Source organism: Shewanella livingstonensis, assembly GCF_003855395.1.
In the GTDB taxonomy this organism is placed as follows: domain Bacteria; phylum Pseudomonadota; class Gammaproteobacteria; order Enterobacterales; family Shewanellaceae; genus Shewanella; species Shewanella livingstonensis.
On sequence record NZ_CP034015.1, the window covers coordinates 3,068,575 to 3,085,040 of the forward strand.

At 38.5% G+C, this 16,466-nt stretch carries 13 protein-coding genes; 8 read left to right on the forward strand and 5 right to left on the reverse strand.

Annotated features, from left to right (window positions below; genetic code table 11):
* Positions 1 to 282: 282 nt before the first annotated feature.
* Positions 283 to 1,212 carry an adenosylmethionine decarboxylase gene (locus EGC82_RS13255; RefSeq protein ID WP_124731185.1) on the reverse strand — a complete coding sequence of 310 codons (930 nt, stop codon included), beginning with the start codon at positions 1,210 to 1,212 and terminating at the stop codon, positions 283 to 285.
* A gap of 73 nt (positions 1,213 to 1,285) precedes the next feature.
* Positions 1,286 to 3,196: a biosynthetic arginine decarboxylase gene (gene speA / locus EGC82_RS13260; protein WP_124731186.1), complete on the reverse strand. Its 1,911-nt coding sequence runs from the start codon at positions 3,194 to 3,196 to the stop codon at positions 1,286 to 1,288.
* 585 nt (positions 3,197 to 3,781) lie between these two features.
* Here speA and EGC82_RS13265 point away from each other — a divergent pair.
* The 4 genes from EGC82_RS13265 to EGC82_RS13280 all read left to right on the forward strand — a co-directional run bounded on the left by EGC82_RS13265 (position 3,782) and on the right by EGC82_RS13280 (position 7,143).
* Positions 3,782 to 4,615, forward strand: a complete 834-nt coding sequence (locus EGC82_RS13265) for a CvfB family protein (protein WP_124731187.1) — start codon at positions 3,782 to 3,784, stop codon at positions 4,613 to 4,615.
* Between the two features lie 105 nt (positions 4,616 to 4,720).
* Complete coding sequence (locus EGC82_RS13270; protein WP_124731188.1) at positions 4,721 to 5,374, forward strand: YceH family protein; 654 nt, start codon at positions 4,721 to 4,723, stop codon at positions 5,372 to 5,374.
* 39 nt (positions 5,375 to 5,413) lie between these two features.
* On the forward strand, positions 5,414 to 6,247 hold the full coding sequence (locus tag EGC82_RS13275) for an ABC transporter permease (RefSeq protein ID WP_124731189.1): 834 nt from the start codon (positions 5,414 to 5,416) through the stop codon (positions 6,245 to 6,247).
* On the forward strand, positions 6,244 to 7,143 hold the full coding sequence (locus EGC82_RS13280) for an ABC transporter ATP-binding protein (protein WP_124731190.1): 900 nt from the start codon (positions 6,244 to 6,246) through the stop codon (positions 7,141 to 7,143). Before EGC82_RS13275 ends, EGC82_RS13280 begins: the two co-directional genes overlap by 4 nt.
* Before the next feature lie 1,052 nt (positions 7,144 to 8,195).
* On the opposite strand, the gene EGC82_RS13290 is transcribed toward EGC82_RS13280, so the two are convergent.
* The 3 genes from EGC82_RS13290 to EGC82_RS13300 all read right to left on the reverse strand — a co-directional run bounded on the left by EGC82_RS13290 (position 8,196) and on the right by EGC82_RS13300 (position 10,311).
* On the reverse strand, positions 8,196 to 8,402 hold the full coding sequence (locus EGC82_RS13290) for a cold-shock protein (protein WP_124018113.1): 207 nt from the start codon (positions 8,400 to 8,402) through the stop codon (positions 8,196 to 8,198).
* 253 nt (positions 8,403 to 8,655) lie between these two features.
* The gene (gene rlmA / locus EGC82_RS13295; protein WP_124731191.1) at positions 8,656 to 9,477 is read right to left on the reverse strand and encodes a 23S rRNA (guanine(745)-N(1))-methyltransferase; all 822 of its coding nucleotides are present in this window, start codon (positions 9,475 to 9,477) and stop codon (positions 8,656 to 8,658) included.
* A 27-nt stretch (positions 9,478 to 9,504) separates the two neighbouring features.
* Entirely contained in the window at positions 9,505 to 10,311 is an 807-nt protein-coding gene (locus tag EGC82_RS13300; protein ID WP_124731192.1) for a hypothetical protein, read from the reverse strand.
* 168 nt (positions 10,312 to 10,479) lie between these two features.
* On the opposite strand from EGC82_RS13300, the gene sbcB reads away from it, so the two are divergent.
* The 4 genes from sbcB to EGC82_RS13320 all read left to right on the forward strand — a co-directional run bounded on the left by sbcB (position 10,480) and on the right by EGC82_RS13320 (position 16,432).
* Positions 10,480 to 11,895 carry an exodeoxyribonuclease I gene (gene sbcB / locus EGC82_RS13305; RefSeq protein ID WP_124731193.1) on the forward strand — a complete coding sequence of 472 codons (1,416 nt, stop codon included), beginning with the start codon at positions 10,480 to 10,482 and terminating at the stop codon, positions 11,893 to 11,895.
* A 45-nt stretch (positions 11,896 to 11,940) separates the two neighbouring features.
* Entirely contained in the window at positions 11,941 to 12,837 is an 897-nt protein-coding gene (gene cdd, locus EGC82_RS13310) for a cytidine deaminase (protein WP_124731194.1), read from the forward strand.
* A 486-nt stretch (positions 12,838 to 13,323) separates the two neighbouring features.
* Entirely contained in the window at positions 13,324 to 16,149 is a 2,826-nt protein-coding gene (locus EGC82_RS13315; RefSeq protein ID WP_164839134.1) for an intermembrane phospholipid transport protein YdbH family protein, read from the forward strand.
* Positions 16,109 to 16,432: an intermembrane phospholipid transport protein YdbH family protein gene (locus EGC82_RS13320; RefSeq protein WP_124731196.1), complete on the forward strand. Its 324-nt coding sequence runs from the start codon at positions 16,109 to 16,111 to the stop codon at positions 16,430 to 16,432. Before EGC82_RS13315 ends, EGC82_RS13320 begins: the two co-directional genes overlap by 41 nt.
* Positions 16,433 to 16,466: the final 34 nt, after the last annotated feature.

Consider the following 16,466-nt stretch of genomic DNA (forward strand, 5'->3'; position numbering starts at 1 on the left):
AAACATCGAATCAGGCCTTATTTAGCGCCTTAGTCATAAGTATCTGTGAGCATTAAAAACAACAACACTAATACTTTTACATAAACTGAAATTCCAAGACCAACGAGCCTCTGCCATGCCATGCCAAAAGGTTAACCAATCACTACAACATCAGCGGCTGATTCAATTGGTTTAACATTAAGCGGTTGGTGTACATAGCCAAATACGTTTGAATAAAGCGAATAATCAGATTTTTATGCGAAAGTTGTTTTAGACAATACCAGATATGGCAACTGCCGATAATTACAATAAAGTAGGGGCCAGTATTTCCACGCAATCTTGTTGATAGTGACTGAAGTGTATGTTGTAACCTTGCTCGATTGTCATCGCGCAATGACTTAAACACAAATAATTTGAGAAAGGCTTATTGGCAATATGACTATTAAAACCAATAACGTCGCAGCTATTAGGCTGTAATAATCTGACCAGCTCAGCAAAAATATCAACCTGAGTTGAGCTTATATCGATGTTGGTTTCAACACTCACATAAGAGCTATTTTCTTGTGGTGTAATGTGTATTGTAAAGTATTCAGTGCCTCGAATACCGTTAATAGAATAGCCAAACGGACTGAATAAATGCTCATCAAAACTAAAACCATTAAACAACTGTTCTAGTTGTAACATCTGACTAATTTGAATAGTTGATTGCTGTTGGCCGCGTAAATAATCTGCAACTGTACCCGAAATATGATACATCAACAGTTCATTGGTAGTATCAAATTTGCTGGCCAAATAATCTTTGTCGGTGGTAAAGATATAGTGATGATGGCTGTCTAAATGGCCCATCAGATAGGCCTGCCCCGCAATATAATGTCTTAATTTAACCACATCATCGCTAAAAGAGCTGGCTTGTAAATGAGCATAGTATTCATTTTTACGTTGATAACACACATATGCAATCGCTTGCTCACCAATATGTTCAATACAATAGCAGGCTGATTCTGCCAGAGTGCTCGCCCCGCAAGTGAGCATAACGATACGGTCATCCCAAACAAATAAGCTCGATTCACTCAATAAATAAGCATCACAATAATCATTACTTATGCTAGATAAAATGTCTGCATTTGAGGCAGCAACAAGCCCCAGCCAAAAGGTTCGATCTAAAGACCGTAATTTAGGCGCGGCTATATTAACAATTATCTCTAACTTTTTCTCTGAACCTTCAAAAAACATCTTAGCAACTTAAAAGCCTAGCAACCTGAGGTCGCTAGGCTTTTTGGATAACAAGTTAACTTAGTCGAGTCGATTAAAAATCTTCTAAGTAGGTATAGCCTTTAAGCCCTAACTGTAGCTCTTCTAGAATACTAGCCCGCTCTTCTTCAACAATATGCTGATTCACAAGTTCTTCATAGGTGCGCATAAAGTCAACCGCATCTAAGTTCACATAACGTAAAACGTCAGCGACTGTATCACCTTCTAAAATAGATTCAATCTGGCTTAATCCATCTTCATCGATACGCACAACCGCAGAGTTAGTATCACCGAACAAGTTATGCATATCACCCAAAATTTCTTGGTATGCACCAACCATGAAGAAACCAATTAAGTATGGGCTATCTGCACTCCATGCTGGTACTGGTAATGTAGTTTCAATTCCTTGACCGTCAACATATTGATCAACAATACCGTCTGAGTCACAAGTTATATCTAACATTACTGCACGGCGTTCTGGTGCTTTATCTAAACCAGATAAAGGCAACACAGGGAACACTTGATCAATACCCCAAGCATCAGGTAATGACTGGAATAAAGAAAAGTTAACGAAAAACTTATCGGCTAACTTTTCATTTAATTCATCAATCACTGGGCGGTGGTAACGGTTATTGTTACTTAATAATCCCTTCACTTCATGACAAACACGTAAATTAGCTTGTTCAGCCCAAGCTCGGTCAGCCAAACTTAATTGACCCACAGCAAACAATGAGTGTGCTTCAGAAATATCACTCTGACTATCATGATAAATTTCAATAATCGCACGTTGATCATATCGACCACTGATTTCTAACCAAGATTGCCACATGTTGTGGAGCAATTGCGGCGCATCTTCACTTGGTTCTTGAATATTTTCAGGTTGATACGCTTCAGTACCAATAACATCAGTAATTAACACCGCATGATGTGCCGTTAAATGGCGACCAGATTCAGAAATAATACGCGGCATTGGTTGCTCGTACTCATTGCATAAATCGGTTAATACGTTGACGATATTGTTAGCATACTCATTTAAACCATAGTTCATTGAGTTATTGCTTTGGCTACGAGTACCGTCGTAATCAACCGCTAACCCACCGCCGACATCGAAACAATCAATGCTGGCACCAAGTTGGCGTAATTCACAGTAAAAACGACCGGCTTCACTTACGCCTTGGCGGATATCACGAATATTGGCAATTTGCGAACCTAAATGAAAATGTAATAGCTGCAGAGAATCAAGCATATTTGCACTTTTCAATTCAGCAATAACTTTCAACACTTGTGCCGCAGACAAACCAAACTTTGACTTTTCGCCACCGCTGGCTTGCCACTTACCTTTACCCTGGAAAGCCAAACGCACACGTAAACCTAAACGCGGCGTTATCCCAAGCTTTTCAGCTTCGATTAAGACCATTTTAAGTTCTGACATTTTTTCCAGAACAATATAAACCTTATGTCCAAGCTTTTCGCCGATAAGCGCTAAACGGATATATTCTTTATCTTTGTAACCATTACATACAATCACCGAGCTGGCTTTTTGTGCCATAGCAAGTACAGCCATTAACTCTGGTTTACTACCGGCTTCAAGTCCTAACTGAGGGACTTCTTTCGATTTTTGGCTAGCTAAAATCTCTTCAACTACCGTTTTCTGTTGGTTTACTTTAATTGGGTAAACTAACAAGTAATCATTTTGATAATCGTACTTCTTAATTGCATCATTAAATGCTTCGCATAAACTTTCCACTCTATGGTGCAAAATCTGCGGGAAACGGACTAATACCGGTAACGAAACGCCAGCTTCTACCATACTTTTGGCTAATTCATTTAAGCCAACTTTATGATCAGGATTTTGTGGGTTAGGTGACACAGTCACTTCGCCATCTTCACGAATACCATAAAAACCTTGGCTCCAGTGAGTCACGTTATAACCCGAGCGAGCATCTTCGATAGACCAATCAGACATAATTATTTTCCGTATTTGTATCAAAGTTAGCAGCGCCGCCTAAGGTGGCTTCTGCCAGTTAAAATCTAGATAATACAACATGATTATCTTAGATAGAATAATGGTTTATCCAGCACGTTCATTGAGGCTGAAAAACCTGTGACGGACAAAATAAAGGCATTATAAAATTGCCTGCTATTATATCGTCTTTTTTATCGTCTTTCGCATCTTTTATATTGAACATCTTACGCGGATATTCATAAAGCATGCAAATTTTGCTAGCTGAAAATGGGCACACAGCTGTAACAAGTATTTTACTGATTAAACTTGTTATTAGTTCACTTTATAATGGATAACTAGCAACATTTTCGACCTTGATAAAAACGGCGCAATTAAAACCTGCAATGACGTGTAATGCAAGCAAATTACCGATTAATTACCATAATATTTCGTCCACAATCAATGTCAAAAACGGCAATAAACCAGACGATAAGCACAAATGATTTTCGATAGCGATTAATTGACACAACGTGAGCTAAATTTACGTGTATAATTAGGTGTTTTTTCTAAGATCATCTTTTCATTTTAATTAAAGTAGAGTCATTCATGATACAAATCGGTAAACGTTATTCATTAGAAGTCGTTAAACAAGTTAACTTTGGGGTTTATCTAAATGCTCAAGAGCTTGGACAAGTCTTGCTTCCTAATAAATTTGTCCCTACCGGTTGTAATGTCGGTGATATGGTCGATGTGTTTCTTTATTTAGACTCTGAAGACATTGTGATTGCCACCACCCAAAAAGCGCTGGCTCAAGTAGGTGAATATGCTTATTTGAAAGTAATTGCCACTGGCCCATTTGGTGCATTTTTAGATTGGGGATTAGACAAAGATTTATTATTACCCTTTGGTGAGCAACATAAACCGGCTGAGGAAGGTCATTCATACTTAGTTTATGTACATGCTAACCATGCCGATGAACGCATTATGGCATCGTCTAAACTGGACAAGTTTGTCGACAAAACAGAAGCTCACTATACCGAAGGTGAACCAGTTAACTTGATCATTGGTGGCACCACAGATTTAGGTTATAAAGCCATTATTAATCATCTGCATTGGGGCGTGATATACCAAAATGAAGTATTTCAGAAACTTCGCTTCGGTCAAAAGGTCACTGGTTTTATTAAAACGATTCGCAGCGATGGCAAGATTGATTTAGTGCTGCAAAAAGGCGATAAAGACGAGTTAGATAAAAATGCTCGCTTAATCATCAATAAACTGCGCAGCGCTAATGGTTTTTTACCACTACATGACAAAACTGATGCTGATGTTATTTATGACAAACTTGCCATGAGTAAGAAAGCCTTCAAAAAATCAATTGGTGGCTTATTTAAAGCAGGTGAAATCACTATTGAAAGTGATGGTATTCGCTTAACTGTGTGAACAATAATCGATTAACCTAGATAAACTAGTGCAATCCTTTGAGAAAAAGCATGGCTCTGTTATAAAAGTAATAGAATCATGCTTTTTATTTAAAGGATACTGTGTATGGAATTAACCCAGCTAGAAGCTAGAGTTATCGGATGCTTACTCGAAAAAGAACTCACAACTCCTGATCAATATCCCCTGTCATTAAACTCACTTGCCTTAGCCTGTAATCAAAAAAGTAGCCGTGAACCGGTTATGTCATTGAGTGAATCTCAAGTACAAACAGTATTAGATGACCTGACCAAAAAACGCTTAATCAGTGAGCAATCAGGATTTGGTAGCCGCGTGGTAAAATATAAGCATCGTTTTTGTAATACTGAATTCAGTGAGTTGCAGCTCACCAATGCTGAAGTCGGATTAATTTGTGTCTTGTTATTACGTGGTCCACAAACGCCAGGCGAACTTAAAACCCGCGCTAATAGACTTCACGAATTTACTGATGTATCTCAAGTCGAAACGGCATTACTCGGATTAAGCCAGCGTGAGAAACCATTAGTGGTACAACTTGTTAGAGAAGCGAATAAACGTGATTGTCGCTTCCTTGAATGCTTTAGTGGCAATGTTGACGACTATGATGTCAACAATAGTGATGTCGTTTTGATCTCTACTCACACTCAGCAAACGTTACAAAAAGACTCTCGGATTGCCGAATTAGAACAAAGAGTCGAATTACTCGAACAAAAATTCGCACAACTAGAAAGTTTATTAAACTAATTTATGCTTACCGATAATCGGTTAAGCAAGGATATTATTATGGACAGTACCACCTCTCCATCGACACTGACTCATATTTGGTTATTAGCAAAATATGAGTTAACCAAACGTTTTACTAACAAAAGCGGCATGATTTCATTAATCGCCTTTATGTTAATTTGGGCTATTTTATTGTTGTACCCTATCAAGAGTGCATCTGAATTTATTATGCAGCCTAACTTTAAAGACTTTACTGAAGCCCTCTTTGGACCAGGAAGTTTGCGCCATCTGTTCGAATGGCCAGTTGAAGAGTTTGCCGTGTTCTGGTTAACTGCACTGTACCTTTTTCCCATGTTCAGTATTTTTATCGCCGCAGATCAATTTAGTTCAGATAAACAACGTGGTAGTTTGCGATTTCTAACCTTAAGAGTCAGTCGTTCAAGTTTATTTTTTGGTCGTTTCTTAGGGCAAATGTTTATCCAATTGATGTTGATCATCTTAACGTTATTGGCAACCATCGCATTAGCATTATCTCGTGATATATCTTTGTTATTGCCATCAATAACAACTAGCTTAATCGTAATGGTTAACCTAGTAATCGTATTATTACCCTACACTGCTGCTATGGCTGTGCTGTCATTACATGCAAACTCAGCAAGACAAGCCAGTATTTTTGCGGTTATCTTGTGGGCTGTAGTATCAATATTTATTGCATTAATTAATATGAATTTCCCCCAATTAAGCTGGTTGAACTGGATACTGCCTGGTTCGCAAATAGGCAATTTGATTAATACTCAAGGATTAGGCTCATTTGTATACGCTCCCATTCCATTACTGCAAACGGTGGTTATTTTATTTGCTGGTAAAGTCTTAATGAGTAGGAGTGCGCTATGAGTATCATTCAATGTGACAACCTTTCTAAACAATACGGTAATAAACTTGCGCTCGACACGGTATCGTTAACGCTTACACAAGGCGCTCCTATAGCATTAGTTGGCCCCAATGGTGCCGGTAAAACAACGCTATTCAGTTTACTCTGCGGTTATATCCAACCAACTAGTGGCAGTATTAGCATTTTAGGCCATAAACCCGGTAGCAAAGCGTTGCAAGGGTTATTATCGGCACTACCACAAGATGCTGCATTAGATCCTAATTTTACTATAGTGTCACAACTGCAGTTTTTTGCTCAATTACAAGGCATGACAGTAAAGGCGGCCAAGACAGAAGCTTTACGAGTACTTGCTCTTGTTGATTTAACCGAATCCGCTGAAGCTAAACCTAAAAGCTTAAGCCACGGCATGAGCAAGCGGGTTTCAATAGCGCAAGCGTTAATGGGTTCTCCCAAGATTGTCTTACTCGATGAACCAACTGCGGGTCTTGACCCTGCTAATGCGAAAAAAATTCGCCAAATAGTTAAAGATTTATCAGGCAACACCACATTTGTGATCAGTTCACATAACCTCGACGAACTAGAGAAGTTATGTGATCAAGTGATCTATCTTGAACACGGCAAGCTACAACAATCTGTATCAATTAAAGCCAGTCAAGCGACTGACTTTATCACGCTGACAATGAAACAGTGTGATATGGATAGCCTTCATCAGCAATTATTGGGACTTAATGACATTATTGAAGTAAGGCGTATCGGTGATGAGCAATATGTTATCGAGTACCAGAAGCAATCCAGCTTTGCCATTGAAATACAGTTATTTGAACTATTTACTGCTAACCAGTGGCAATATAAATCATTGCTGAAAGGTCGAACCCTAGAAGAGACCTTATTTTCTTAACCTATAAATATCAATGAGTGTGTTACTCATATTCATTGATATGGCTCACAATCAAAAAATGACTCATAAACTGTCATTTTAATAGCACATACAATCACTTTGTTGATTAATTTGGGATCAATCGGCCCAGTTAATCAATAAGTGCTTGAACCAGTAAAATTTTATTTATTTAGTTTTCAGTAACAGCAATCAACAACTAAACCTCACACCATGTGGCCTTTCACGTTCTAAGCAACAACGCCCTTAAGACTGTCATTCGCTCTAGCATCCTCAAGCGAGTTAAGCGAAATAATAGATTTAACGAAAGATATCCAAAAGTGGGTGTATGTTAGGCAAACAATTCGGCTAACTCCTAACTCCTTTGATTCATTTTTATTCTCTCAGTGATAACTAAATTGTTTATTCTATTTATACCAATCCTTATTAGAATATGATCTAATTTAGGCTACGTCACTAGGCCCAGTACAATGAAAATGACTGTAGGTCTAGTCGTCTACAGCAAAGTCATTTGAAGCAGTAATGGGGGTTGTGACACTGCCCCGAAGGGCGAACTTATTAGCGAGGTCTTCTTTGTTAGCCTTTCTTAACGTACGACTGCATTGATGGATGCAGGAGGTAGAGCAATGCAGGAGCCGTTGCCGAGAACGACTATGTCTTCAAAAGGCTACCTCGAATACCGCACTGATAATTTTCGCTAAAAGAGCAAATTCTAATGCGGTCTGCCATTGTTTCAGCGTCAATAAGGGATAGATATCACTGAGTGTAGCTGTAATTAAAAATGATGAACAATAGAGATTAATAGAAGGCAGAGTGATTGATATGGGTAGTGATTGGTGATTGGTGATTGGTGATTGGTGATTGGTGATTGGTGATTGGTGATTGGTGATTGGTGATTGGTGATTGGTGATTGGTGATTGGTGATTGGTGATTGGTGATTGGTGATTGGCATGATAACAATATAAGTACAGTGCAAAATTATAGAATAAAATGCAAAAAAAACTGCAGCATAAATGCTACAGTTTTAAGTCCTAACTTTTAGTTTAAACTAAAAATTAAACTACTGAAACGTTCTCAGCTTGAGGACCTTTCTGACCTTGAGTCACAGTGAAAGACACTTTCTGACCTTCGTCAAGAGTTTTGAAACCGTCTGAATTGATAGCACGGAAGTGAACAAATACGTCTGGACCAGACTCTTGCTCAATAAATCCGAAACCTTTATCAGAGTTAAACCACTTAACAACACCAGTAACTTGAGACATAATATAAATCCTGTAAAAAAATAATTAAAGCCTTAACGGCGGTAAAGCTGGAAAATGCCGGTATTACTTATGTTCACAGGACGAAACTTGTCGTATTGATAAATATAAGCCCAACCTTCAAGCTGAGTAGACTATAAACCATTTAAAAAATAAGTCAACAAACATCAACTAAACAATGGTAATTATTTGGTGACTTAACAAAACGGTTTATCTTTGAGCATCAGATAGTTATTTATATCAATGACCTGATTGTTTATTGTTCGCGCTGGTGAATTTCGATTTTAAAATCTATTTCACACTCAAGCCCTTGCTCTATTATCTGCGATTTCTGCGAGTCACTCAACTTCCAAGCATAAGGAGTCATATTAAGAAAATGATCGATATCTTCAGCTCGCGTTAACGACAAAGAATAGCCTAGTGCTTCATGTGCCAAATATCTAAAGCCATCTAAAATTATAGACTCTTCAGAGTGGAGTTTAGGCTCACTGTAAATCTTCTTTTTTAACGCATAGTGATGCATAGGTCCCGGTGAAACGGTAATTAATACTCCCCCAGGTTTTATCACTCTTTGTAATTCTTCAATTTTAGAGGGGGCATAAATACGAATAGCTAAATCAACACTATTGTCTGCAAATGGCATTTCAAACGCACTTGCAACGCAAAAATGCAGTGTTGAATACCGTTTGGCCGCATAACGAATAGCAGACTTTGAAATATCAAGTCCATAGAGTTCACAGTTAGTTTGAGTGACAGATTGTAATGTTTGAAATAATCGATGGCTGTAATAGCCTTCGCCGCAACCAATGTCGAGTATCTGATTAGCCTCTGTAGCATACTCCAGCGCTAACTGATTTACCTTGTCGCTCAACGGTTGATAAAAACCTTGATTAAGGAACTCTCGTCGAGCAAACATCATTTCTTTGTTATCGCCAGGATCTTTAGTTTTCTTTTTTTGTACTGGCAATAAATTAACGTAACCTTCTTTCGCACAATCAAATTGATGACGTTGTTCACATTGCCAAGCATTTTGTTGTTCTACTAACGGGGCGTTACAAATAGGGCAAATATAAGACATGGATGGGACTCTAGAGTTACTGAAAAATTAAAGATCGTCTTCACACAGCCTATTGACCATTTCCGACACGTCTTTAGGAGCTAATAGTTCGAAAAAATCTAATTTACGTTGTAATTGTTCATTATTAAAAAGTTGTTCATTTGACGAACGGCCTAAATTAGTCCGCTCTAATGACTGATGATACGACCGCAACAACCATTGGTGCTTATTTTGCAATAAATGATCAAGCTTTAATAGCTCGGTTGAAACACCTGGGTGGATTTTACCCAACTCACCACCAAGGTAATCACGTAACTCTCGTCGAACCTGCTCTAATTCACTAATATGAACAGCAAGCATATTCGAGGGCTCATTATAATCGAACTTACGTCCTAATATCGCTTTAGCCATCACTAAAGCTTGAGGTTCACTCAAAATTCGTAAGTCATTTTCTAAGGTTACCAGTTCAAAACGAGATTCAGTTGATAAGCTAAAATACACGTCACCATCAGTATTAAGATTAATGGTTATACCCTTTTTTAGCTGCTCAATACACACTCGAGGCGCCACGCCCATTGAAGGATACAACTTAATCCCCTGCCCTAAACATCTACGTTGAATAGGTGTTTCTAATAACCGTTGCATAGGTTCAAAAGTAAAGGTCAAAAATGGCTGTATACGAATAATAAGTGTCGCTTGAGTATGATTAACTTGGCTTACAACAAACTCAACTAAAGGATTATTCATCGCAGATAATACTAATAAATCACTCACAGTGTCAGGTAAGCGAAGTGTTAACGCAGTCGGTTGCACTATTTCACTAACGCAAGGTTGAGTAAATACATGATGATGCATAGAATATTCCTTTAATACGTCGTTAATTTTTAACCAGAAAACCCTCATTAATCATTAGTAAACAAGTCAATTTTAGAATTAATTTTATTGAACTCTACCTCATTATCATTTTTTCATGCTGATAAATGTTAACATGATTTTAATCGCGAAAAGGATCTTAAATTTACTATGGCTAACGCAATTCAACCCACTTTATTCTGGCATGATTACGAAACTTTCGGGGCAAACCCAAGCAAAGATCGTCCATCACAATTTGCGGGAATACGAACCGATTTAGCGTTGAATATTATCGGTGAACCTGAAACATTTTATTGCAAACTTGCGCCTGACTATTTACCGTCTCCTGAAGCCATACTCATTACGGGTATTACCCCACAACTGGCTAATCTTAAAGGCATGCCAGAAGCAGATTTCATGAAGCGCATCAATGCGTTATTTAGCCAGCATAACACATGTGTGGTGGGCTATAACTCATTACGCTTTGATGATGAGGTCAGTCGTTATGGTTTTTATCGTAACTTTATAGACCCGTATGGACGAGAATGGCAAAACGGTAATTCACGTTGGGATATCATTGATTTAGTTCGAGCTTGCTATGCATTTCGCCCAGACGGCATTAACTGGCCAAAGAAAGAAGATGGCTCACCCAGTTTTAAGCTGGAATTACTCACCCAAGCTAATGGATTAAGTCATGAAAAAGCGCATGATGCTATGTCAGATGTTTATGCCACCATTGCCATGGCTAAACTGATTAAGCAAAAACAGCCTAAATTGTACGAATATTATTTTAATTTAAGACGAAAACAAGCGGTTGCTGATCATATTGATGTGTTAAAAATGCAGCCTTTGGTTCATGTCAGTTCAAAAATTAGTGCCCTCCAAGGTTGTACTACGATGATAGCTCCAGTGGCTTATCATCCTTCCAATAAAAATGCCGTCATTTGTGTTAATTTGGCGATGGATATTTCACCACTCTTAACATTGTCGGCTCAAGAAATCAATGACCGAATGTATACCTCTCGTCAAGATCTAGCTGAAAATGAGCTTGCGATACCACTGAAACAAATCCATCTAAACAAGTGTCCTTTTATCGGTTCACCAAAATTACTTGACGACGAGGTGGCTGCAAAATTACAGTTTGATAAAGCATTTGCACGTGAACAATATAAACGCTTAAAAAACCACCCCGAATTGCGAGAAAAACTTAATCAAGTATTTGAACTTGAATCAGATCGTAAACCGATTACCGATCCTGATTTGATGCTCTATAGCGGTGGTTTTTTTAGTCATGCAGATAAGTCAAAAATGGACATTATTTGCCATACTGCACCACATAATTTAGCGGCATTAGCATTACAATTTGATGATCCGCGGATCGTTGAAATGTTATTTCGGTTTAGGGCTCGTAACTATCCTGAAACATTAAGTGATAGCGAAGCCCGTAAATGGCGAGATTTCTGTCAACAACGTTTATCGGATGCCGATTATGTGATTAAACTCGAAAACCTGGTTGAAGAAACCAGCGAGAATGAACACAAACAAAAGCTATTAAAAGCCCTATATCAATATTTACAATCATTATAGTGAATTTTCACTTTGCCCAATTTATTTCATTTAAGGATTAAGGGAATGCAAAATAGATTTTTAGACAGCATTACTCAACTAGATAAACCTTTGGCTACAGCACTTGTGCCATTACTAGATGAGCAGTTTTGTGGTCATATTACTACTGAACAATTTCAAAGTCTTGTGAAAGCAAGTGGTCAAACAGAACAGCAAGTGGTTATGGCGCTATTGCCCATAGCGGCATCACTAGCCATTGCTCCTATCAGTGAATTTTATGTTGGTGCTATCGTAAAAGGTGCCAGCGGTGACTTGTACATGGGTGCTAATTTAGAATTACCCGGTGAAGCGTTATTTCACAGTGTACATGCTGAACAAAGTGCCATCAGTCACGCATGGTTAAGCGGCGAAACAGAAATTTTAGATATTATTATTAATTACAGTCCCTGTGGCCACTGTCGTCAATTTATGAATGAATTATTCAACGGCAGTAAGATTAAAATCCATCTGCCCCAACAAGAAATTCAAACCTTGGCGCATTATTTACCCTATGGGTTTAGCCCTGCCGACTTAGGCATTACGGTGCCACTATTATGCAAACGAGAACAAGAGTTTTGCTGTGATTCAGATGATCCGATGATCATCGAAGCCATTGACCAAATGGGACTAAGTTATGCTCCCTATACCAATTGCAATGCGGCAGTGGTACTAGAAACTAACGACGGAGCCACTTTCTGCGGCCGTTATGCTGAAAACGCGGCATTTAATCCATCAATGCAACCTATGCAAATGGCATTATCCAACCTTATTCGTAATAACCGCCAATACAGCGAAATTAAACGTGCTGTATTAGCGGAATCATCTGTTGGCAAAATCAGCTTAGTGGGTGCGGCTATGGATGCTCTGCATGCAATAGCACCAATTGAACTACAACATGTTGTTGTAGAGCCATTGCTTGGATAACTAACCGTAAACTTATTATCTAAAAATGATAACAAGTCTGTTCTAACAAACAAAAGGCGCTAATCAGCGCCTTTTTTATTAGGATTAATACTACATTAACCCTAGATTAATAATGTATTATACTTTAACAATCTGCTGTTAATACCATGCTAAGCTAACTCGTATTTGATTGATTTTTGTGGTCTTAGCATTAATCGTCTTCTAGGTTATAGCATTTAAAAGTTATGGTTTATTTTGCTTATTGAGTTTTTTATCTTCTGATAAGATTCCATCTTTAAGTTGCGCTAAATAAGAAATTTATGTCGTCAGGAGATCAAATGATCAATAGCATTATTATGACAGGCACTCACTTTTGACATATATAACAACACATTATTAACGACCATATCGTTATCGATGAACAAGCAAACGTAAAGCGAGTCACTATTGCGAATATCGACCTTTAACAAGATCTTACTCCTTGTCGTATTTTTTACGGTCGCGTTAGTGTGGGCCATTATCGAAAATGCCAAGCCTCTTACGGTCAAAATACTCAACAACTTATTAGCCGATAACCATATAGAAGTGCTTAATTTTGATGCCGAATATGTGTCGTTTAATCACATCCGTATACCTAGATTGGTGTTAAAAATTGAAGACAGTCATATCGCGATCCAAGATTTTAACCTTGAACTACGAGACAGCCTGCAGATTCTTAAAAACCAACAGATTAGCGCTGACGATATTGTTAGTATCAAAACAAAAAGTGTTTATGTTGATTTAGGTGATAGTTTTTTTATCCGCCAATCTCAGCAAACAGAAGAAAATCCAGCGGCATTACAGCTCAACCTAGCTAAATTACCGATGATTGAACTCGGTGAAATCAATATTAAGCTTCCAGTACTTGATAAAAAGGATCCGCAACAACATACCTTAAAAATGGACCAACTTACGCTAACCCAAAAAGGTCAGTTAAATACGCTATGGCGCTTTAATGATTTTCCATTATTTAGTCTAGATGCCACCTTAGAAAAACGTGCATGGCAATTTAATACCTTAGTTGATCTAGGATTAAGCTATAAGGGTCTTGAATCGTTGGAGCAATATTTAGACTTACTAAATAGCAAACAACAAGCACAAACTAATAATATGCTTCACGGTTTACACAAACAATTATCACAAATATTGCAACCCATTCGTCAGCAGCAATTGACCATCGAAGGGCAATGGACTGCAAATAGTAAAATTGACTTAATCAGCGGTGAGATGAGCAGTCAACAATCGATAGATGGATTATCATTGCATTCTCCACTGTGGCCCAGTGTTTATTTTTCGCCGCAACAACCCATTAAAGCAATGCTGAATTTGGGCAATTATCCTGTAACCGGCTCACTAGACAACAGTAAAACCACGGATGCCTTCGCGATAAAGCTAGGTATTGCGCCGCTAAATTATCAGCTGTCGCCCTCACAAGATGACAGAAGTAAATTAATTACATTGTTAACGGGTGATAGTGCCAATCAAATAATTCATATTATTGACAAACTAACCCCTAAATCGACTTCTCAGCTAGCCAGTATCGATGTCGATATGGCTTATTCTATTGAAGTCGTTATCCCGCTACAAAATGATGATCTACCAATGCAAGTGTCAATTCCTGACCTAAGCGTCAGCATTGAAGGGTTATTGCTCCAAAGCAAATTAACACTGACGCACACTACATTCAACAGTCATCAACAATTTAACAGTTATTTCGATTGGGATATGGCATTGTCGTCTCTGGAAGCAACTGATAAGACACAACAACAGTCAATCAATACACTCGCCACAAACGACATAACCGTAACGACCAGTGAGAATATCCCCGAACCAACACCTGTAACCACAACGGCTCCAAGTCTTATTAATATCAAAGCCTTATTCCCTGAGATCCCGTTAGAACTGTTGTCGTTGTCTGATGCGAAAGTGAGTCTAGTCGGTCAAATATCGCAGTGGCAACAAAATCAACTCGAACTATCATTACTGCCAAGCTCCAGCCTAGCTGTCAACAATACAAGTATATTGCGCAGTATTAACAGTGAGAATGAACAACATACCAAGCAGACAAAAAAAACCTCAGCACAATTAGGATCATTCGGGCTTGTACTAAATGACGCCTCGACCATGTCATTCAAACCAAATAAGACTCAACTCAATCTATCTCCGTTAACGCTGCAAATTGGCCAACTCATTGCTCAGCAAGCTACCCAAGTGGAAAACAGTAAGCTATCGACTACACTAGCCTCGGTTAAAAAAACCGATATTGCTATCAATCAAGGCATAACCCTAGCGTTACTTCAGAATGAGCCTATCGACAAGTCGCTAGAACGTTGGTTACAAACCCCTGCAACCAACGACATCACTTGGCGTATCAATAAACTCGATATCACCAAGCAACTAGGAAAAAGTCGCCGCCAACCACTACTTGCACTGGATAAGATTACGGTGACTCAGCAACTCAATTTATCTAAAGGGTTACTGGTCGGTAGTGAGCAATGGCAACTCGACACTCTCACATTAGGCAGTTATCACTTACTTAAATTTGCTGATAAAAAAAGCCCATTATCATTAGCTGGACAATGGACATTTAATACCGACATTGAAACTGCTCTGAAGACATTACAAAAAGTTCAACCCTTGCCCAGTGATGTTTCTATTCAAGGTTATAGCAAGGTGATAGCAGGCTTTGCATTAAGCGAAATAGGCAACACCAGTCAGTTTGAAATGAAAATTCAACAGCAATTGTCATCCTTGTCTGGTCAATGGCAGGATAAATCATTTAATGGCGGTGACGTGTTTGCTCAATGCCAATTTAACTGGCAACAAACTCACGATGGTCCCAATACGCCAGCAGTCGAAAAACACTTTGCCCACAGTCAATTAGTCTGTCCACAAACGGCAATCAGTTTACAGCAAGCTAAACTTGGTTTGTCACTAACAAATTTGAATTTGAATGCAGATATCGAACTTAACAAAGACGGCAACAAAACACCGACTAATTGGTTACAGCAAGTGACAGGGTTAAGCGAAACTAATATCAACCTTACCGCCAGCGGCGACATGCTTGATGGACGCTTTTTATTACCTGAGTTTGTGTTAAAACTGCATGATAAATCTTATGGATATTTATTATTACAAGGGTTGAGTCTAGAAAAGTTCTTAGAAGAGCAACCGCAAGTGGGTGTTAAAGCCAATGGCTTATTTGATGGTGTATTACCTGCAAAACTCGTTGACGGTAAAGTAACTATAACAGGTGGAAAACTCGCGGCACGGAAGCCCGGAAGGATTAATTGAAGTAGCCGGAAATCCAGCCATTGATCAACTAGAATTATCTCAACCCTACCTTGGATTAGTCTTTACCGCACTTGAACATCTTAACTACAGTGAATTATCAAGCTCGTTTGACATGACAACCAACGGAGATGCCGTAATTAACCTTAGCGTAAAAGGTAATAGCCGCGGCATTGAGCGACCTGTTCACCTCAATTACACTCACCAAGAAAACTTAATGCAATTATACAAAAGCACTCAGATAGGCGTTCAGCTACAAAACAAAATTGAAGCAAAAGTCCAATAGCAGCATAAAAGGATAATACACGTGAAACATTCAT